The organism is Brevundimonas sp., from assembly GCF_016463485.1.
GTDB lineage: Bacteria > Pseudomonadota > Alphaproteobacteria > Caulobacterales > Caulobacteraceae > Brevundimonas.
Genome location: NZ_JAEMRD010000058.1, coordinates 1 through 18,517 on the forward strand (window position 1 = coordinate 1; position 18,517 = coordinate 18,517).

22 protein-coding genes, 1 tRNA gene and 1 pseudogene are annotated in these 18,517 nt (G+C 68.1%); 14 read left to right on the forward strand and 10 right to left on the reverse strand.

Annotated features, from left to right (window positions below):
* The first annotated feature begins 47 nt into the window (after positions 1-47).
* The 5 genes from JHC99_RS10005 (at position 48) to JHC99_RS10025 (ending at position 2,524) form a co-directional block, all read left to right on the forward strand.
* On the forward strand, positions 48-629 hold the full coding sequence (locus JHC99_RS10005; protein ID WP_292153842.1) for a YqaA family protein: 582 nt from the start codon (positions 48-50) through the stop codon (positions 627-629).
* Positions 630-682: 53 nt separating this feature from the next.
* A complete protein-coding gene (locus JHC99_RS10010; RefSeq protein WP_292153844.1) occupies positions 683-1,216 on the forward strand; it encodes a disulfide bond formation protein B in 534 nt (177 codons plus the stop codon).
* Positions 1,200-1,781, forward strand: coding sequence for a demethoxyubiquinone hydroxylase family protein (locus JHC99_RS10015; RefSeq protein ID WP_292153845.1), 582 nt, complete (start codon positions 1,200-1,202; stop codon positions 1,779-1,781). Before JHC99_RS10010 ends, JHC99_RS10015 begins: the two co-directional genes overlap by 17 nt.
* A 94-nt stretch (positions 1,782-1,875) precedes the next feature.
* Positions 1,876-2,133, forward strand: a complete 258-nt coding sequence (locus JHC99_RS10020) for a hypothetical protein (protein ID WP_292153847.1) — start codon at positions 1,876-1,878, stop codon at positions 2,131-2,133.
* 82 nt (positions 2,134-2,215) lie between these two features.
* Positions 2,216-2,524 carry a hypothetical protein gene (locus JHC99_RS10025; protein ID WP_292153849.1) on the forward strand — a complete coding sequence of 103 codons (309 nt, stop codon included), beginning with the start codon at positions 2,216-2,218 and terminating at the stop codon, positions 2,522-2,524.
* Positions 2,525-2,530: 6 nt separating this feature from the next.
* Here the strand turns inward: JHC99_RS10025 and JHC99_RS10030 are convergent, their stop codons facing one another.
* Positions 2,531-3,463, reverse strand: coding sequence for an esterase-like activity of phytase family protein (locus JHC99_RS10030; RefSeq protein WP_292153850.1), 933 nt, complete (start codon positions 3,461-3,463; stop codon positions 2,531-2,533).
* A 17-nt stretch (positions 3,464-3,480) separates the two neighbouring features.
* The gene (cobT, locus tag JHC99_RS10035; RefSeq protein WP_292153852.1) at positions 3,481-5,373 is read right to left on the reverse strand and encodes a cobaltochelatase subunit CobT; all 1,893 of its coding nucleotides are present in this window, start codon (positions 5,371-5,373) and stop codon (positions 3,481-3,483) included.
* A 166-nt stretch (positions 5,374-5,539) separates the two neighbouring features.
* Between cobT and JHC99_RS10040 the strand changes: the two genes are divergently transcribed.
* On the forward strand, positions 5,540-6,235 hold the full coding sequence (locus tag JHC99_RS10040; protein ID WP_292153854.1) for a DUF599 family protein: 696 nt from the start codon (positions 5,540-5,542) through the stop codon (positions 6,233-6,235).
* A gap of 262 nt (positions 6,236-6,497) precedes the next feature.
* Here the strand turns inward: JHC99_RS10040 and JHC99_RS10045 are convergent, their stop codons facing one another.
* The gene (locus JHC99_RS10045) at positions 6,498-7,358 is read right to left on the reverse strand and encodes an N-formylglutamate amidohydrolase (RefSeq protein ID WP_292153856.1); all 861 of its coding nucleotides are present in this window, start codon (positions 7,356-7,358) and stop codon (positions 6,498-6,500) included.
* A gap of 137 nt (positions 7,359-7,495) precedes the next feature.
* Between JHC99_RS10045 and cpdR the strand changes: the two genes are divergently transcribed.
* A complete protein-coding gene (gene cpdR / locus JHC99_RS10050; protein WP_271146530.1) occupies positions 7,496-7,852 on the forward strand; it encodes a cell cycle two-component system response regulator CpdR in 357 nt (118 codons plus the stop codon).
* A gap of 169 nt (positions 7,853-8,021) precedes the next feature.
* Here the strand turns inward: cpdR and JHC99_RS10055 are convergent, their stop codons facing one another.
* Positions 8,022-9,008 carry a complex I NDUFA9 subunit family protein gene (locus tag JHC99_RS10055; protein ID WP_292153859.1) on the reverse strand — a complete coding sequence of 329 codons (987 nt, stop codon included), beginning with the start codon at positions 9,006-9,008 and terminating at the stop codon, positions 8,022-8,024.
* Positions 9,009-9,162: 154 nt separating this feature from the next.
* Between JHC99_RS10055 and JHC99_RS10060 the strand changes: the two genes are divergently transcribed.
* From JHC99_RS10060 to lptB, 5 genes are all read left to right on the forward strand, one after another.
* Positions 9,163-9,249 (forward strand) — tRNA-Leu (locus JHC99_RS10060).
* A 210-nt stretch (positions 9,250-9,459) separates the two neighbouring features.
* On the forward strand, positions 9,460-10,074 hold the full coding sequence (locus JHC99_RS10065) for a ribonuclease D (RefSeq protein ID WP_292153860.1): 615 nt from the start codon (positions 9,460-9,462) through the stop codon (positions 10,072-10,074).
* Entirely contained in the window at positions 10,074-10,757 is a 684-nt protein-coding gene (gene lptC / locus JHC99_RS10070; protein ID WP_292153862.1) for an LPS export ABC transporter periplasmic protein LptC, read from the forward strand. The genes JHC99_RS10065 and lptC overlap by 1 nt, the downstream gene beginning before the upstream one ends.
* Before the next feature lie 8 nt (positions 10,758-10,765).
* Positions 10,766-11,248 carry an LptA/OstA family protein gene (locus tag JHC99_RS10075; protein ID WP_292153864.1) on the forward strand — a complete coding sequence of 161 codons (483 nt, stop codon included), beginning with the start codon at positions 10,766-10,768 and terminating at the stop codon, positions 11,246-11,248.
* Between the two features lie 24 nt (positions 11,249-11,272).
* Positions 11,273-12,058: an LPS export ABC transporter ATP-binding protein gene (gene lptB, locus JHC99_RS10080; RefSeq protein WP_292153866.1), complete on the forward strand. Its 786-nt coding sequence runs from the start codon at positions 11,273-11,275 to the stop codon at positions 12,056-12,058.
* A 16-nt stretch (positions 12,059-12,074) separates the two neighbouring features.
* Here lptB and JHC99_RS10085 read toward each other — a convergent pair whose 3' ends face one another.
* The gene (locus JHC99_RS10085) at positions 12,075-12,533 is read right to left on the reverse strand and encodes a hypothetical protein (protein WP_292153868.1); all 459 of its coding nucleotides are present in this window, start codon (positions 12,531-12,533) and stop codon (positions 12,075-12,077) included.
* A 123-nt stretch (positions 12,534-12,656) separates the two neighbouring features.
* Here JHC99_RS10085 and JHC99_RS10090 point away from each other — a divergent pair, with 123 nt between their 5' ends.
* On the forward strand, positions 12,657-12,989 hold the full coding sequence (locus tag JHC99_RS10090) for a DUF2613 family protein (RefSeq protein WP_292153870.1): 333 nt from the start codon (positions 12,657-12,659) through the stop codon (positions 12,987-12,989).
* Between the two features lie 601 nt (positions 12,990-13,590).
* On the opposite strand, the gene lepB is transcribed toward JHC99_RS10090, so the two are convergent.
* A complete protein-coding gene (gene lepB, locus JHC99_RS10095) occupies positions 13,591-14,376 on the reverse strand; it encodes a signal peptidase I (protein WP_292153872.1) in 786 nt (261 codons plus the stop codon).
* Between the two features lie 86 nt (positions 14,377-14,462).
* Positions 14,463-15,221 (reverse strand): DUF805 domain-containing protein, encoded by a 759-nt coding sequence (locus JHC99_RS10100; RefSeq protein WP_292153874.1) that lies wholly within the window; start codon positions 15,219-15,221, stop codon positions 14,463-14,465.
* Between the two features lie 153 nt (positions 15,222-15,374).
* Between JHC99_RS10100 and JHC99_RS10105 the strand changes: the two genes are divergently transcribed.
* Positions 15,375-16,196: an ABC transporter permease gene (locus JHC99_RS10105; RefSeq protein ID WP_292153882.1), complete on the forward strand. Its 822-nt coding sequence runs from the start codon at positions 15,375-15,377 to the stop codon at positions 16,194-16,196.
* Here JHC99_RS10105 and JHC99_RS10110 read toward each other — a convergent pair.
* From JHC99_RS10110 to JHC99_RS10120, 3 genes and pseudogenes are all read right to left on the reverse strand, one after another.
* Complete coding sequence (locus tag JHC99_RS10110) at positions 16,193-16,774, reverse strand: hypothetical protein (RefSeq protein WP_292153875.1); 582 nt, start codon at positions 16,772-16,774, stop codon at positions 16,193-16,195. The genes JHC99_RS10105 and JHC99_RS10110 overlap by 4 nt on opposite strands.
* A 60-nt stretch (positions 16,775-16,834) precedes the next feature.
* Positions 16,835-18,025 carry a cystathionine gamma-synthase gene (gene metB / locus JHC99_RS10115; protein WP_292153879.1) on the reverse strand — a complete coding sequence of 397 codons (1,191 nt, stop codon included), beginning with the start codon at positions 18,023-18,025 and terminating at the stop codon, positions 16,835-16,837.
* Positions 18,022-18,517: pseudogene (locus JHC99_RS10120) on the reverse strand (alpha/beta fold hydrolase); the annotation flags it as partial. The gene metB and the pseudogene JHC99_RS10120, both read right to left, overlap by 4 nt.

Genomic DNA, 18,517 nt, shown 5'->3' on the forward strand with positions numbered 1-18,517 from the left:
GTTAAGGGGTGGGTTGGTAGGGCAGGGCTCGACCTTAGGAAACGCCCATGCTGCGCAAACTGTACGACTGGGTCTTCGAGCAGGCGCGCAAGCCCTATGCGGAAAAGGCGCTGGCCGTCGTCTCATTCGCCGAGAGCTCGTTCTTTCCCATCCCGCCGGACGTGATGCTGGCCCCCATGGTGCTGTCGCGGCCGGACCGGGCCTATCGGTATGCGGCGGTCTGTACGGCGGCATCGGTGCTTGGGGGGCTGCTGGGCTATGCCATCGGGTTCTTCCTGGAGCCGGTCGGGATGTGGCTGCTGGCCGTGATGGGCAAGGCCGACACCTTCGAGGCGTCCAAGGCCCTGTTCCAGCAACACGGCGCCTGGGTGATCCTGATCAAGGGGCTGACGCCCATACCGTTCAAGCTGATCACCATCGCCGCCGGCATCTTCAGCTTCAGCCTGCCGTTGTTCATCGCCCTGTGCGTCATCACGCGAGGCCTGCGGTTCTTCCTGGTGGCCTTCGTGCTCAAGACCTGGGGGCCGGCGATGCTGGAGATGGTCGAGAAGCGGCTGGCCCTGTTCACCGTCATCGGCATCGCCGTGCTGGTCGCCGCCTTCGCTGCGGTCAAGCTTATCCCGCACTGACGCCTGCGCCGCGCATTGGCGGATGCGGCGGCGTACAGTAGGACTGTCGGGTAATGATCGGGATCTATCGACTTCTGACGCGGTGGTGGACCGCCTTCGCCCTGGCGATTTCGCTGGCCATGCTGGGTGCCGCCCATGCGTCGGAGCGGTTCCTGGGCCTGTCGCCGTGCAACCTGTGCCTCAAGCAGCGCGAGGTGTTCTGGGGCGCGGTGACGATTTCGCTGATCGCGACGCTGTGGGCCGTCATCAGCCGGGCGTCGCGCGGCACGCCCCGGATCGCGGCCTTCCTGTTGTTCGCCGTGTTCGCGACCGGGGCCATCACCGCCGGCTTCCATTCCGGCGGCGAGATGAAGTGGTGGAGCCTGCCGGCGACCTGCATGGCCGCCAAGGACGTCGATCTGGAGGGGCTGACGGCGCTGGCGTTCGGCGGAGGCGAGGCTCCGCGCGTGGTCATGTGCGACGCCGTGACGTGGCGCTTCCTGGGGTTGAGCATGGCAAGCTGGAATTTCCTGATTTCGTCCGGCCTGGCCATCTTCAGCCTGCTGGCCGCCAAACGTCCCAAGGATGCGCGTGCCCCCAAGCCCTGAGACCGATCCCCGCCGCATTCCCCTGGCCCGACCGGGACGGGGATCGACGCGTGCGCGGACGGCCGAGATCCTGAGGGTCGATCATGCCGGAGAATATGGCGCGGTGCAGATCTATCGCGCCCAGGCTGCGGTGTTCCGCGCCGGAGGCCGGACGGACCTCGCTGCCGACATGGAGCGGATGCAGGGCCAGGAGGCGGTGCATCTGGCGCGATTCGAGACCCTGCTGAACGAGGGGCGGGTGCGGCCGACGGCCCTGCTGCCGGCCTGGCGGCTGGCGGCCCAGGCCCTGGGGGTCGGCACGGCCCTGATGGGCGAGAAGGCCGCCCACGCCTGTACCGAAGCCGTCGAGAGCGTCATCGCCGAACATTATGCCGAGCAGATCGCCGAGGTCGAAGGTCGCGACCCGGCGCTCGCCGCCGAACTGACCGCGTTTCGCGACGAGGAGGTCGAACATCACGACCATGCCGTCGAACAGGGCGCGCGCGAGGCACCGGGATACCGGCTGCTGAGCGCCGTGATCCGAACCGGGTGCCGGGCGGCGATCAGGATCAGCGAACGGGTGTAACCAACGTTCACTGAGCATCCGCAATATTTTTGTTGCAGTTGCGAACGCCTGAGGCATCATGAGGTCTTTCCAACCCCGGCGGGAGTGATCCTCGATGATGTTTGCCCTTATCGCCCTGGTCGCGACGCTTCAGGCCAAGGGGCCGGACGTGCAGCCGATTTCGGCCCCGGCCCCGGTTTCCCAGCCTGCCCCCGCGCCTGCGCCCGTCGTCGTCGAGGAGCCCGTGGCCGAGCCCGAGTTCGTCGAGGAGGCCCCGCTGCCGACGCGCCAGGTCTGCCGCTATGTCGAGGTTTCCGGGTCGCGGTTCCCCGTTCGGCGCTGCCGGACGGTGACCATCTATCCCGAGGACTGATCCGTTCAGCCCCGCCACGCTTGCAGCCTCCGGCGTGGCGGGAATGCCTGTCTCTTGATCTTGCTTGTGCCGGAGCCGTTGCGTGATTCTGACCGCCCTTGCCCTCATCGTCGGCCTGTCCGGCCAGCAGACCTCGCCCGCCGGATCGTCGGACGCGCGCGAAACGGCCGTCCCCGCCGAGGTGCCGGTCCAGGTCGCGCCGGTTCCGGTCGATGCGACCCCGCCGGAGGAGCCGGTCCGCCAGCGCCAGATCTGTCGGAACATCCAGGTGACCGGCACCCGTTTCCCGGTCCGCAGCTGTCGCAACGCGGTCCAGACCGATGCCGAACGGCGCGAGGCGGCCGAGATGCTGCGCCGGATGCAAGGGGCGCGGACGCCACCGGCCGGCTGACGTCCGTCAGTCGGCGATGTCGAAGGCCAGCAGCAGTGTCTTTTCCAGCGGGTTGGCGTTGTCGTCGCTGAGCAGATAGAGGCGCGTTCCCCGCGCGGTCCGCACGGCGGCGATCCCCTCCATATTGTCGACCGAGGCGGGAGGTCGCAGGGCGATCAGCACGGGGCCCAGGGTTCCGTCCGGAGCCATGCGGCGGACGCGGGCGCGCATGTCCAGCGGCGGGGTGTACAGGCGCTCGACGACGAACCATCCGCCGTTCGGATCGATGTCGGCGCCGGTGACCCTGTAGCCGTCGGCGAAGGCGGTGGGCGCGCGGGGCAGGGCGGTGCAGGCATCGGGATCGCAGGTCCAGGCACCGCCCGCCTCGCCCATGGCCAGCCAGCCGCCGGGCGCGGCCGCCAGACCTTCCATCCCCTCATTGTCCCCGAAGGCGGCGTCGGGGCGGCGGAGCGGAATAGGCAGACCGGTCCCGCGCGGACCGTAGGACCAGATGCGGTGGTCGCGCTCGAAGCTGATGGCGACGCCGGCGGCTAGCAGGGCGATCCCCTCGGCGTCGGCGGCGGCCTTGGGCTGGAGGACTGCGCCGTCCGGGCCGGTCAGGCGACGGCTGGTCGCCCCGCCCGCGCCGACCAGACGACCCGCGCGGTCGAGCCGGATCGTGAACCGGATCAGGCTGCCGAAATCCGAGACGCTCCAGGCCCGATCGCCGTCCAGCTTGAGGTCCGACAGGCCGTGAATATTGGCACCGTGCAGGGACAGGCCACCGGCCCAGGTCACGCCGGGGGCGAGGTCCGCCCCGCCGACGCCGAGCGGGACGCGGCGGGCGTCCAGCCGGATCGGATGACCGGCGTCTCCCGGATCGCGCGGCACCGTCGTAGCGACCCCGGCACAGGCGGCCAAGGCGATCAGACCGGCTGCGGCGAGGCTGCGGAACCCCATCTTCAAGCTGTCCGTCGTCACGCGGCGCGGCGCTGCGGCGCTCGAGTGGGCGCGCGACCCTTGCGGGTGACGGCCTTGGGCTCGACCTCGAACAGTTCGGCCAGTTTCTCGACCATGACCCCGGCCAGTTGTTCGACATCCACGATGGTGACGGCACGGCGGTACCAGCGGGTCACGTCATGGCCGATGCCGATAGCCAGCAGTTCGACCGGGCTCTGGGTCTCGATCCGCTCGATGACCTGACGCAGATGCTTGTCAAGATACAGGGCCGCATTGGCCGACTGGGTCGAATCGTCGACCGGCGAGCCGTCGGAGATGACCATCAGGATGCGCCGCGCCTCTGTCCGGGCGACCAGCCGGTCGTGGGCCCAGGTCAGGGCCTCGCCGTCGATGTTTTCCTTCAGCAGGCCTTCGCGCATCATCAGGCCGAGGTTTTTCTTGGCGCGGCGCCAGGGTGCGTCGGCGGACTTGTAGATGATGTGGCGCAGGTCGTTCAGACGGCCGGGCATGGCGGGCTTGCCGGCGGTGATCCAGGCCTCGCGCGACTGGCCGCCCTTCCAGGCGCGGGTGGTGAAGCCCAGGATCTCGACCTTGACCCCGCACCGCTCCAGCGTCCGCGCCAGGATGTCGGCACAGACGGCGGCGACCATGATCGGCCGCCCGCGCATAGAGCCCGAGTTGTCGAGCAACAGGGTGACGACCGTGTCGCGGAACGGGCTCTCGCTCTCGGCCTTGAAGGACAGGGGGGCGGTCGGGTCGGTGATGATCCGGGTCAGGCGGGCGGTGTCCAGCATCCCCTCCTCCAGATCGAAGGTCCAGGTGCGGTTCTGCTGGGCCATCAGGCGGCGCTGCAACTTGTTGGCCAGGCGCGACACGATCGAGGACAGGGCCGTCAGCTGCTGGTCCAGCAGGGACCGCAGCCGTTCAAGCTCGTTCGGATCGCACAGGTCCGAGGCGTCGATGGTCTCGTCGAACTGGGTGGTGAAGACGCGATAGGCGTCGATGGCCTTCCCGTCGTCGGCGGTCTGTTGGCGGTTGGGCAGGTCGCCTTCGGACATCTCCGGCCCGTCGTCGGACTGGTCACCGTCCATCTCGGCGGGGGCACCGTCAGGGCGGCTGTCGCGTTCCTCTTCGGCCGTCTGATCGTCGGAGGAGCCCTCCATCGACTGGCCGCCCTCGCCGCCGCCTTCGTCCTCCTCCTCCTGATCGTCGGAGGTGTCGGGATCGGCGGGGTCGGGTTCGTCCTCGCCCTGTTCGTCATTGGCCTCGTCGCCGCGGCCGTCGCCGGGGTCGAGATCCAGCGCGCGCAGCACGTCCTTCATCGCCTGACCGAAGGCGGCCTGGTCGTCGGCGGTGGCGACCAGCCGGTCGATCTGCTCGCCCGCCTTGGCCTCCAGCTCTGGCCGGACCTTGTCGAGCAGGGTGCCGGCGCCGTCGGGCGGACGCTGGCCGGTCAATCGCTCGCGGACCAGCAGGGCCAGGGTCTCGGCGACGGGCACGCGATCGGCCTCGGCGCGCAGGGCCCCCATCCGGTCCAGCCGGGTCAGCAGGGCCGCATTCATGTTGGCGCGAACGCCGGCGAGCGACGTCGATCCGACCGCCTCGACGCGCGCCTGTTCGACCGCCTCGAACACCTCGGCGGCGCGGCTGTCGACGGGGCGCAGCCGGGCGTGGACCGCATCGTCGTGATTGGCCAGGCGCAGGGCCAACCGGTCGGCCTGTCCGCGCAGCGCCGCGCTCTCGGGCCCCGACGGATCGCGCGACGGGTGGGGCAGGGTCAGGACGCCGTTCGCCAGCTTGGGCCCGTCCGATCCGAAGGCGACCTCCAGCTCGGATTGCTCGGCCAGGGCGCGGGCCGCATGGGCCAGCGCGCGCTTGAAGATTTCGGCCGGGGTTTCGGGGGCGGACATGGGGGTAGTTAGCAGGCAACGGGTGGCAGGCAACAGGCAGCAGACAGCCGGTGTGCCTCACCGCGACCTTGCGCCTCACTTTCTGTTGCCTCTTGTCCGTAGCCTGTTGCCTGCTCCCCGGGACGGGTCATGCTAGAATGCGGACGAACACTGACGGCGACCTCTCATGACCCCCTTCGACTGGTCCGCGCTGGCGCTCTTTTTCATGTGCTGGCTGGGCTATGATCCGATGCTGAAGCTGCTCGCCCGGCGGTCGGGCGCGCTGAACGAGGACATGCTGACCATCCGGCACGCCTGGATGACGGCGATGACCCGGCGCGAGATACGGCTGCTGGACAGCCAGCTGCTGGGCCATTCGATCAATTCGGGATCCTTCTTCGCCTCGTCCAACCTGCTGCTGATCGCGGCCGTGGGCGGCATCTTGTTCGGCGGCGAGAGCGCGCTGAAGAGTTTCGCCTCGGTCGGGGCCGAGGCCGTGCCGATCCCCTTGCTGGAGGCCAAGCTGGCGCTGGTGCTGGCCTGTCTGTCGCGGGGGTTGCTGGATTTCATCTGGTCGATCCGCCAGATGAACTACACCCTGGCCCTGATCGGCGCCGCGCCCGAGATCAACGGCGAGGCGGCCCATGCGGCGTTCGGCGAGGCGACGGCCCAGGTGCTGAACCCGGCGCTGGCCGCCTTCAGCCAGGGGGTGCGGGGCTATTATTTCGCCCTGGCGGCGGCGGCATGGCTGTTCGGCCCGGTATGGCTGGCGGCTGGGGTCATATCGGCCTTCACCCTGCTGGTCTGGCGCCAGTCCGGTTCCCCGGCGGCGCGGGCCATTCGTACTGCGCGGCGGCTGCTGGATGCGAACTCATCGCTCTGAACCCGCCTATTTCGCAGTTGCAGCATCGGGTCGTCCGCGATCAGAGCATAAATCGTGTCCGCGATGCCCCGGAAACGCCGTCTCAGTGCCGTAATCGCCGTAACAAGCCGTGATGAACGGTGATTACATGGCGCTTGACGCATTGTGCATCGCAACCTAGATTGATCTTCGACGCCTCGCGGCGTCTTGCCCTTCCTGGGCGTTTCCTCCCTATAAACTTTTCATGCCGCGCCTTCTGGGCGCGGCTTTTTTTTGCCCGCGCTCAGCCGGTCCAGTCGTCAGCGGCGAGGGCCGCGATCACCCGTTCGACGGCGCGACGGCAGCGGTCGAAATCGGCGCTGGGTTCCAGGCGGTCTTCGTCCAGATAGAGGGCGCGGTTCAGCTCGATCTGGACGGCGTGGAACCCCTCTGCGGGTCGGCCCCAGCTCTGGGTGGACCAACCCCCGGCATAGGGCTGGTTCAGCCCGACCCGCCAGCCCAGCCCCTCGAACAGGGCCCGCAGACGCCGCGTCAGCCGCGCTGTGCATGACGATCCGTGGCGATCGCCCAGCACGACATCCAGCCCGGGCCGGCTGCGCGTGCCGCCGCCGGTCGCGCGCGAGGGCATGGAATGCCAGTCGATCAGGATGGCGGTGCCGTGGCGCGATCTCGCCGCCAGCATCAGGTCGGCGAGAGAGGCGTGATAGGGACGATGCACGTTCGCCAGCCGTCCGGTCGCCTCCTCCAGCGCCATGCGGCGGTCATAGAGGTCCAGGCCGTCGCCGGATCGCCGGGGGATGACGCCGAACCCGGCCGCCGTCTTGGCCGAGAGGTCGCCTGTATCCGCCAGCCCGTCGATCAGTCCGGGGTCGAGTTCGTCAGGGTCGCGGTTCAGATCGACATAGGCACGGGTGATGCGGCCCAGGATCAGGGGTACGCCGTGTGCCGGCCCGCAGGCGATCAGGGCATCGACGCCGATGTCCTCGGCGCTGCGCAGACTGGCTTGGGGCAGATCAGGGCGCGCACGGAGATCGTCTGGCCGGATCACGCCGGAATGGGGCGAGGCGAAGACCAGCGGCCCCGGCGACGTCGCGGGCACGATCTCGAACGCAGGATGGAGGGTGGGGCGCTCGGGCGGCGTCATTGCCGACGCATAGCCGGTTTTCCCGCATCCTCCACAGCCCCGGCCTCGCTCAAACGGTGTTTTTCATCGCCGGTTTACCGTTCCGCGCCTAGCGTGGCGGATCGGGACCCTGTCAGGTCCGTGGGGACAAGCACGAAATGGCGCGAATTCTGCTGGCCGAAGACGACGCCTCGCTGCGCGGGTTCCTGACGCGGGCGCTGGAACGCGCCGGCCATCAGGTCGTCGACTGCGAGAACGGCGACGACGCCATCGACGCCCTGGAACATGGCCCTTACGACCTGCTGCTGACCGACATCGTCATGCCGGGTGCCGACGGGATCGAGGTGGCGCGCGTCGCCGCCGCCCGCATGCCCGGCCTGCGCATCATGTTCATCACCGGCTTCGCCGCCGTCGCCCTGTCCGCCGCCCAGGCCTCGCCGCAAGCCAAGGTCCTGTCCAAGCCGGTTCATCTGCGCGACCTGGTGAACGAGGTGGAGCGGATGATCGCGGCTTAGATCTACTTTCCTCCGCGGTCGCCGCTTGGCGAACGGGGAGCCATCGACCGCGAAGCGGTGGAGGGGCTGTCAAAGCCCGCACCGCATCTGATTTGACAGCCCCTCCGTCACGGCGCTGAAGAAGCGCCGCGCCACCTCCCCGTGCCTGCGGCGCGGGGAGGAAAAGGTGTTAAGCCGCCACCAGCTCCGCCTTCGGACCTTCGGCGAACTGGCCGCCCTTGCGGTAGCGCCAGAGGTAGGAGGGGGCGATGGCTTCCAGGCCGGTGGGCTCGATCCCCAGGGCGGACAGGCCCTCGGCGCCGGGGGCCACGACATTGTCCGTCTCCAGCATGATCACCTGATCCTTGGTCAGAACCGGGGCGATGCCGACCAGGGTGGTCATCTGGGCAAAGCCGCCAATCATCTTCGCCGCGAAGAAGGGCAGGGGGGCCAGCAGGCGGTCGCGGCCGGTCTCGCGCAGGATGTATTGCAGGATGTCCTTGAACGACCAGACGGCCGGGCCGCCGAGCTCAAACGTGCGGCCGGCGGTGTCGTCGCGGGTGGCCGCGCGGGCTACGGCCTCGGCGACGTCGGCGACGTGGACCGGCTGGAACTTCGTCTGGCCGCCGCCGATCAGGGGCAGGGCCGGGGCCATGGTGGCCATCGATCCGAACTGGTTCAGGAAGTTGTCGCCCGCCCCGAACACGATCGAGGGCCGCAGTATGACCGCGCCGGGCACCAGCGCCCGCACCACGGCCTCGGCTTCACCCTTGGTCCGGGCATAGTCGGACGGGGAGCCGGCATCGGCGCCGATGGCCGACATCTGGACCAGCCGGGCGATTCCGCCGTCAACGCAGGCCTGGGCCACGTTGCGCGAGGCCTCGGTGTGCATCAGGTCGAAGGTACGCTTGCCGCTCTCGTACAGGATGCCGATCAGGTTGACGGCGGCGGAAGCCCCTTTCAGGGCGGCGGCGACGTCAGCGGGTTTGGTCACGTCGCAGCGGACGGGCTGGACCTGACCCACATCGCCCAGCACCCGCAGGTCGCCGGCCATGCCGGGTTTCCTGACCGCCACCCGCACGCGCCAGCCGGCCTTGGCCAGGGCGCGGACGACCTGGGATCCGATGAAGCCCGAACCGCCGAAAACAGTAACCAGACCGGGGCCGGGCAGGGACATGGGACGCTCCTTGGAAGATCGAAACCGCAGATAGACGACCGACGAATAGGCCGCAACGCGTCAAACGCGTTCAACCCCTGTTGACCGACCGCAATCCCTCCCTTAAGGGTCCGCGCCTTCCGGTCGAAACGCCTTTGCGGGCGTCTCAGTCGGGGCCCAGGTGGCGGAATTGGTAGACGCGCTGGCTTCAGGTGCCAGTGATCGAAAGGTCGTGAAGGTTCGAGTCCTTTCCTGGGCACCAATTCAAAGGGACGTTGCGGCGACGCAGCGTCCCTTTTTGATTCTGGCGTCTGTTTGGTGGCTGGTGGCCAGTGGTTCGGGGTTGCTGATCCCCTCGCCCGCGCGTCACGACGTTCGACCCTCGTTGATCGGGCAGCCACCCATCACCAACCACCAATCACCTCCGCGCACCGCCCTCGCCTCCCGCCCCCCGCTGGTCTAGAAGCAGCCCATGACCGTATATTTCCACGAAGGCGACCTGCCCGCCGGCCTCGATCTGGGGCCGGAGGTGGCCGTCGATTCCGAGACCATGGGGCTGCGCTATCACCGCGATCCGCTTTGCGTGGTCCAGCTGTCGGCCGGGGACGGGGACGCCCATGTCGTGCGGATGCGTCGCCCGACCTATGACTGTCCGAACCTGAAGGCCCTGATGGCCGATCGGGGGGTGCTCAAGATCTTCCACTTCGGCCGGTTCGACATCGCCATGATGCAGCTCTATCTCGGGGTCGAGACGGGGCCGGTCTATTGCACCAAGATCGCGTCCAAGCTGGCGCGGACCTATACCGACCGGCACGGGCTGAAGGACGTCACGCGCGAACTGGCCGGGGTGGACCTGTCCAAGGCCCAGCAGTCTTCGGACTGGGGGGCGGACGTGCTGACCCAGGCGCAGCTGGACTATGCGGCGTCGGACGTCCTGTATCTGCATGCGGTCAAGGCCAAGCTGGACATGATGCTGGCACGCGAGGGGCGGACCGAACTGGCCCGTGCCTGTTTCGACTTCCTGCCGACCCGGTCGCGCCTGGACCTTGAAGGCTGGGAAGAAATGGACATCTTCGCGCACCTGTAATGACCGACACGCCGCCTCCACAGTCCGGGACCGATCCCGCCGAAGCGAGGCGTCTCGCCGACGAACAGCGGCTGGCCGAGGCCGCGGCGAAGTGGCGTGTGCGGTCCAAGCGGGTGCAGCTGTATCGTCGGTTGCTGCCGATCCTGATCGTGGTCCTGGCGGGCGGGGCTTTGACCTGGACGGTGTTCCGGACGGTGATGTCCGGCGTCGAGCGCAAGGCCGCGCAGAGCCGCGAGGTCCGGCTCGACAACCCCATGTTCCACGGCCAGGACGCGGCGGGGCGGTCCTTCATGATCGGAGCGCAAGGGGCGGTGCGCGATCCGGCGACCGGCCATTTCCGTCTGAACGGCCCGGCGCTGAAGCTGAACCTGGGCGGCCGCAAGGTGACCGAGATGACCGCCGACGCCGGCATCTATGACGAGGCGAAGCGGACCGTGACCATCGGCCCGAACGTGAAGATTTCCGACGGCGGCACCGGCTTTACGCTGACCACGCCCGAGGCGGTGGTCGATACGGCGACGGGGATCATCACGGGATCGAAGGGCATCCAGGGCCAGGGGCCCCTTGGATCGATTTCGGCTTCGTCCTATGCCATCTATGATCAGGGCGAGCGGATCACCTTCGCCGGCTCTGGCGACAACAAGATTCGCGGCGTGTTCAACACGACGCGCTCCGGTGGATGACCGATACGATGCCCAAGACACTCTTCCCGAAGCTGGCCTTGCTCGTCACCGTGGCGGCGTTCGCGACGGCCGCAGCAGCCCAGACCCAGCGCGCTGTCAGCAACGAGCCGATCGGTGTCGGTGCCGACAACGGCGGCATAACGGGAGCCGGCAGCTTCTCGTTGACCGGTCGCGCAGAAGTCACCCAGGGCGGTAATCGTCTGCGTGCCGATTCAATCGTCGGCGCCGGCAACAGCGATGGCGTCCTCAGCTCCGTTACCGCCTCGGGCAATGTCTATTACGTCACCCCCACCGAATCGATTCGAGGCGATCGCGCCGTCTACACCATCTCCGACGCCACCATCGTGGTCACCGGCGACGTGATCCTGACCCAGGGCAAGAACGTCCTGACCGGCGGGCGGCTGACCTACAATATCGACACCGGCGCTGCGAACATGGCCGGCGGCACGAACAGCCGGATCCAGGGCGTCTTCTATCCGCAGGGGAACTGAGGCCGTTTCGGTCCGGTAGCGCCCTTGGCCCGTAAGGAACTCTCCGCTCTCAACGTCAACGACCCCGCCGTCGCACCGGTGGCGGCCCCGCCCGTGCGCGGGTTGCAGGTGCGCAATATCGCCCGGGCCTTCGGGGCGCGTCAGGTCGTGCGCGACGTGTCGCTGACGGTGCAGCGGGGCGAGGTCGCGGGGCTGCTGGGGCCCAACGGAGCCGGCAAGACCACCTGCTTCTACATGATCACCGGCCTGATCCCGGCCGACTCGGGCTCGATCTGGCTGGACGGCGAGGACATCACCGCCCAGCCGATGTACCAGCGCGCCCGGATGGGTCTGGGCTATCTGGCGCAGGAGGCCTCGATCTTTCGCGGCATGACGGTCGAGCAGAACGTCAAGGCGGTCGTCGAACTGCGCGAGACCGGCAAGGGGATCGACACCGAGACGACCCGCCTGCTGGAAGAACTGCATATCGACCACCTGCGCCACGCCCCGGCGTCGGGCCTTTCGGGTGGCGAGCGTCGGCGGGTCGAGATCGCGCGGTCGCTGGCGGGGCGGCCGTCGTTCATGCTGCTGGACGAACCCTTCGCCGGCATCGACCCGCTGGCCATCGCCGACATCCGCCAGGTGATCCGCTATCTGGCCAATGAGGGGATCGGCGTCCTGATCACCGACCACAACGTCCGCGAGACCCTGGACATCATCGACCGCGCCTCGATCATGTCGGGCGGAGCGGTGTTGTTCGAAGGCACGGCGGACGAGATCGTCCACGATCCCGAGGTCCGGCGCGTCTATCTGGGCGACCTGTACGGCTGAAACGGACCGGGCGCGGTCAGCGGAACCAGAAGCCGTCCGCGTCCGTGGTTTCGAAACCGGAATAGGACCGCAGCCGTCCGTTCTCGAAACGGGCGCTGGACGTCTGATAGACCACATCGCCGTCCGGACGGCGCTCGCCCCGGCTGACCACGAGGCTCTGGTCGTCGCCGACGGGCCCGCATCGAATCTGAAAGCGGTAGACGGCCGAACCGGAGGAAAGGTCCTCGATCAGCCGACCGGCCGCCTCGCCCTCGACGGCGCGTCCATCCATCCTGACTTCGGGCATGTGACCGAGCGGACGCCGGGGGCCATATCCCGAGATCGTCAACCTGCGGCGACCGCAGCGCGCCTCCACCGTCTGGGTCCAGGGATCGGCCGCCCGAGGCTCCTGTATGCTGATGATGATCTCGTCGCGCGGCTCGGCGTGGGCGGCGGACGACTGGGCCAGAAGGAGGGCGGCGAGGATGGCGATCATGGCTCATCCTGTCAGTCGCCTGTAACGGGCTCAACCAACGCGGGCGGTGCCTGTCCGATTTTTCACTGGCGATCCAGCTCCGAACGGCGCTTGATCCGTGGGTCGCATACAGGATGCCGCGCCATGACCGCCCGCCCGCCCAAGAAGAGCGAGACCCTCGAGGTCCGCCTGCCCTATCAGACCAAGACCGCCTTCATGGCGCGCTGCCAGGCCGAGGGCCGGACGGCGTCGGACGCGGTGCGGGGGTTCATTGAGGACGAACTGACCGGCGCATCTCGCCTTCGCCGCCAGCGCACGCGCGGCTGGCAGGCCGTGGCTGCAGCAGTCGCCGGTCTCGTCCTCGGCGCTGTGGCCGCACCGACCCTGGCCCAGACCGCGACGGAGCATCAATCCTTTCATGCGCTGGACCGCAACCACGACGGCGTTCTGAGCTCGGTCGAGTACGTTGCCCGCTGACCATGTCAGCACCGAACTACGAAGATCCGCATTCGAAGCTCAAAGTGCGTTTGCGCCCGATGAGGGGGTCGGGCGCCATCTTCGGATGGGCAGCTGTTCTGGGTGGCTTGGGGGCCGTGTTTTCCTTTCTGGCATTCCTGGCCAGTTTCCTTCCCGGCGTTCAGGGTGATGGAAGTCCCCTTTGGTTTCTGTTGGCGGCGGCTGGGTTCGCTGCGGGCGGAGCCTTGTTCCAGGCGATGAAACGGCTGCTGCGACGCTTGGGAAACTAGGATCAATCGCCGTGCGGCGTCGTGAGATGTTTGCAGAAGCAGCCGAGATGCGATGGGCCAAAAGGCAAATATTCCTATTCTTCTCTTGCGTCGGGTCATTGGTGCCACCACATCCATCAAACGGTCTTTGAAACGTTCCGGCGTCGTGTCGCGTCGTTGATCTCGCGGATGTTGGCGGCCTGCTACGCGCGGACGGCATAAGGCACTGATTTTGAATGAACCGACATGGCGGCTTGGCGGTTTGGCGGTCTGTTTTCGACGCCGCGACCGCCAACCGGGCTCACGCTGTCCGGATCAGACTCCACCGGGAAGGCGATTGAACGCGGCAACCACTATCGAACAGGCCGCAACAACCGCCCCGGCTGAAGGTTCAACCAGGTCCATGGCTTCCACAGGGCTGCGCCCGGCTTCCACGAGGCCACGACCAGCTCGGCCTTGCCGACAATATTCTCCGCCGGGAGCAGGCCGACCCCCAGTTCGCTGGGCCACCGGCTGTCCAGCGAGTTGTCGCGGTTGTCGCCCATCATGAAATACTGGCCGGCGGGAACGACATGTTCGCCGGTGTCGTCGCCAGGCTGGCCCGGGCCGCCGTCATAGGTGACCCAGGTCCGGCCGTCCGGCTGGGTCTCGCGGACCTGCAGGACCGTGCGCAGGGGCGAGTCGTGATCGCGGGTCAGGCCCTCGGCGCGTTGGGGCAGGGCGCGGCCGTTGACGAAGACGGTCCCGCCCAGAACCTGGATCCGGTCGCCGGGCAGGCCTATGACCCGCTTGACCCAGGTCTGTTGCGGATCGCGGGGCAGGCGAAACACCACCACATCGCCGCGCGCCGGATTCCGCCCGAACAGTCGCCCCGAGCCGATCGGCGGATGGAAGGGCAGGGATGCCCGGCTCCAGCCATAGGCGAACTTTCGAACCACGATGTAGTCGCCGGTCACCAGCCCCGGCTCCATCGAGGACGAGGGAATGGTGAAGGGCTGGAACAGCACGGTCTGGATCGCCACGGCGGCCAGAAGGGCCAGTCCGATGGTCCGGACGAATTCGAACCCCTCGCGCCATAGGCCTTGCTGCAGGTGCAAGGGCGGCGAGGACAGGGCGGCGGTATGGGATTGATCGGTCATGGGCGCCAGGATCGCCGCCGGGCCGCATTGTGCAATCGAAGGCGTGTCCGGACAGCCGCAAACCTCGTCCGGACAGACGCCGGAGCCTAGGTCCGGCGGCCGAAGGGGCGGCTCGGCGCGACGCCGGGATCCCAGGCGGGCGAGGCCGGCTGGCCCCAGTCGACGGTGCGGGGGGGCGGCGCGGGCGTCTCGGCGATCGGGCCGGGTCCGAAGTCGAAGACGGGTTTGTAGGGGACCTCGCCGCCACGACTCTCGCGCCTGGCCTGGGCGAACAGCTCTTCCAGACGGTCGTCGTCGATTCCGGCCGAACGCATCGGGGCCTTCGCATCGGGATCGCGGGGGTCAGGGCCGAAGCGGTTCGGACCTTGAGTCCCCGGCATCAGTGTCAGGACAAACAGGGCCATGCTGCAGATCGAGGCGACGATGGCGATGGCGCCGACGCTGGCGAAGGGTCCGGCCAGGGCCTGGGCTATAGCGTCCTGGGAGCCCAGGCCGGTGAGCTGGGACTGGGTCGCCACCGTCCCCATGGCCCGGAAGGTCGCCAGGTTGGTCGCAAAGGTCGGCAGCAGCAGCGCCATCCAGAACGCTGACCGACCGCTGTCGTGCAGTCGCCGGGCCAGCACCGCATAGTTGGGCAGGGTGAAGGCCAGCATCAGCAGCAGGGCGAAACCCAGCCATCCAGCGAGGCCGAGAACGCCGCGCGGACCGTCGGCGAGGGACGTGACGGCCAACACGATGCAGCCGACGTAGATCAGACCCTGAGAGAGCATGAACAGCCAGTATTCGCCCCGGCTGGCTCGCCCTCTGAAGTCGGCGTAGCGGATCAGCGGGCGCAGAAGCAGCATTGGAGGGCTCATACGGGGCGGGGACGGTGTCCATCATGGTTCCGCGCCGTCAACGTCGGGTTGAGGAGGATGGTGAACAACCACATCCTGCATGAGCGTTCCGACTGTGTTCGACCCTTGCATCCGGGCGCGTCCGGCCGCATCTGCGCAGGCATGACCGATCTCGCCTCGACTCGCCCGTCCGGACTGCCCACGCCGCGTCGCTATGACGGGATCAACTGGATCGGGGTGCAGACGCTGTATCTGCGCGAGGTGCGCCGCTTCTGGAAGGTCGGGGCCCAGACGGTGGCGGCACCGGTGGTGACGACCCTGCTCTACATGCTGGTCTTCGTGGTGGCCCTGAAGGGCTCGCGGCCGCCGCTGCACGGGACGCCCTTCGCCGAGTTCGTGGCGCCTGGCCTCATCATGATGGCCATCCTGAACAACGCCTTCGCCAACTCCAGCTCCAGCCTGATCCAGGCCAAGATCATGGGCACGGCGACCGATTTCCTGACCCCGCCGCTCAGCCCGCTGGAGCTGACCATCGGGTTCTCGCTGGGGGCGGCGACGCGGGGAATCGCGGTCGGGCTGGTCACCGCCATCTGCGTCATGCCGTTCGCGAAGCTGGGCGTCACCAATGTGGCGCTGATCGTCTACTTCGCCCTGGTCGCCTCCCTGCTGATGGGGATGGTCGGGGTGTTCGCAGGCCTCTGGGCCGAGAAGTTTGACCAGCTGGCTGCGGTGCAGAATTTCGTGGTCATGCCGATGACCTTCCTGTCGGGCGCATTTTACCTGGTTGAGAACCTGCCCGAGCCTTTCGCCACCATCAGCCACTTCAACCCCTTCTTCTATCTGATCGACGGCTTCCGTTCGGGCTTCATCGGCCAGGCGGAGGGCTCGGTCTGGATCGGGATGGTGGCCAGCGCGGTGCTGACGGTCGTCATGGCCTGCGCCTGCTGGCTGGTGTTCCGCTCGGGCTGGCGGTTGAAGAGCTAGGCGATCTTGCGTCCCGCCTGACGGAACAGGGCGGCCGACAGCAGCCAGATCAGGGCGAAGATGACGGTGGTTCCGATGATGTCGCGCGGATAGATCGCGCTGGTCGAACCCCAGCCGGCGATCAGGGCGGCGACCGCGACGACGACCTGGGCCAGGGCTGCGCCGATCATGGCCAGGACCATGCCCCTGGCCTCGAACCGGGCCATGACCGCGCCGATCAGGGCGATGCCGATGACGCCGAGGTAAAGCAGGTTGGCCGCCTCGTCCTCGCTGCCGATGATGCCGACCGCGCCGTTGACCCAGACCAGGGCGACGCAGGCAAACAGCCCCAGCACTGCACCGGAGCGATAGAACATGTCGCCCGAACGCCAGGCGACCAGCTCGCAGACGATGCCAGCCCCGACCAGGATGATCCCTGCGAAGACGAAGTCGCCGGCGGTCCAGACAACGCCCTCCGCGCCCATCTGCATCGCTATGGCCGGGGCCAGCAGCAGGGCCGCGATCGTGGACCACCCGAGGCTTCTCAGGATCAGGTCGCGGCGGCGGGCGGCGGGTGTGGAGGGGTTGGTGATGGTCATGGCGCCGCTACCTTGCTGGTTGCCTGAACCCTGCACCAGGCCCCTCGCCCCGTCGAACGATCAGGCCGCCTCCGCCCGCTCTACCGAGACGGCATCCAGCGCCCTCATCAGGTCGGCAATCAGGTCGTCCTGGTGCTCGAGGCCGACCGACAGGCGCAGCAGGCCGTCGGTAATGCCGGCGACCTCGCGGGCCTCGGGCGTCATGGCGGCGTGGGTCATGGTGGCCGGGTGGGCGATCAGGCTTTCGACCCCGCCCAGTGATTCCGCCAGGGTGAAGGTCTCCAGATCCTCGACCAGGGTGCGGACGGCCTCGACGCCGCCGTGCAGTTCGAACGACAGCATGGCGCCCGGACCCTGTTGCTGGCGCGCGGCCAGGGCGTGGTTCGGGTGGGATTTCAGGCCGGGATAGTGGACCGCCTTGACCGCAGGATGGGCCTCCAGCAGGGCGGCGACGTGGCCGGCCGTCTCCTGTTGCCGCTCGATGCGGGTGAACAGGGTGCGGATGCCGCGCATGGTCAGATAGGCGTCGAAGGCCCCCCCGGTGACACCCTTGCAGTTGGCCCACCAGGCCAGTTCGGTGTGGTCGGCCGGATCGGCGCAGATCACGGCGCCCCCCACCACGTCGGAATGGCCATTGATGTATTTGGTCGTGGAGTGAACCACGATGTCGGCGCCCAGCTCGATCGGGCGTTGCAGGGCGGGCGACAGGAAGGTGTTGTCGGCGATCACCTTGGCCCCGACCGCATGGGCACGGACGCAGATGTCGGCGACGTCGACGACGCGTAGCAGGGGGTTGGACGGGGTCTCGACCAACACGAGCTTGGGGTTCAGCGCGAAGGCGGCCTGTAGCGCGACGGGATCACCCTGATCGACCCACAGAACCTCGAAATGACCCTTCTTCGCGTGGGCACACAACAGGCGGTGGGTGCCGCCGTAGCAGTCGTGGGGCGCGATCAGCAGGTCGCCGGGCGACAGCAGGTTCAGCGGCAGATCGACCGCGGCCATGCCGGTCGAGGTCACGACGCATCCGGCGCCGCCCTCGAGTTCGGCCAAGGTGTCGGCGAGCACGTCACGCGTGGGATTGCCCGAGCGGCTGTAGTCGTATTTCCGCTTCTGATCGAAGCCGGCGAAGGAATAGTTCGACGACAGATATAGCGGCGGCATGACCGCGCCATGGGCTGGGTCCTGATCCACGCCGGAGCGGGCGCAGATGGTGCGGATGTCTTTTGCGGTACGCGAGGGGCGGGTCACTGGTCGATGTCCTTGAGAGCGGTGCGGAGGATGTCGCCGACGAGGGCGTCCTCCTGCAGAAAGGCGTCGTGGCCATAGAGGGACGGGGCCTCGACCAGACGCCAGAGGGTGGGCAGGCGGGCGGCGAGCTCGCGCATGTCGTCGATCGGCACCAGCCGGTCCGAGGTGAAGCCGACCAGGGTGGTCGGGGTGGTGATCGATTCCGGCAGGACCGAATGGCGATCGATCGAGTCCGACAGGCTGAGCCAGCGCGACGGCGTGGTGTGGGTGCGATAGGCCTTGCCCCGCGCCGTCAGGTATTCGCAGACGGGATAGGCCTGGCCGGCGAACGTGGGGGCGTCGCTGGCGAAGCGGTCGCCGAACTCCTCGGCGGTGCGATAGGTGGTCATGGCCAGTTCGCGGGCCAGGGCGACGCCGTCCTCGGGCCGGCCGGCGTCGACCGCCAGCTTCAGGATGCGGCGCTGGATGCCGCGCCAGGCCGTGGCCTGGGGG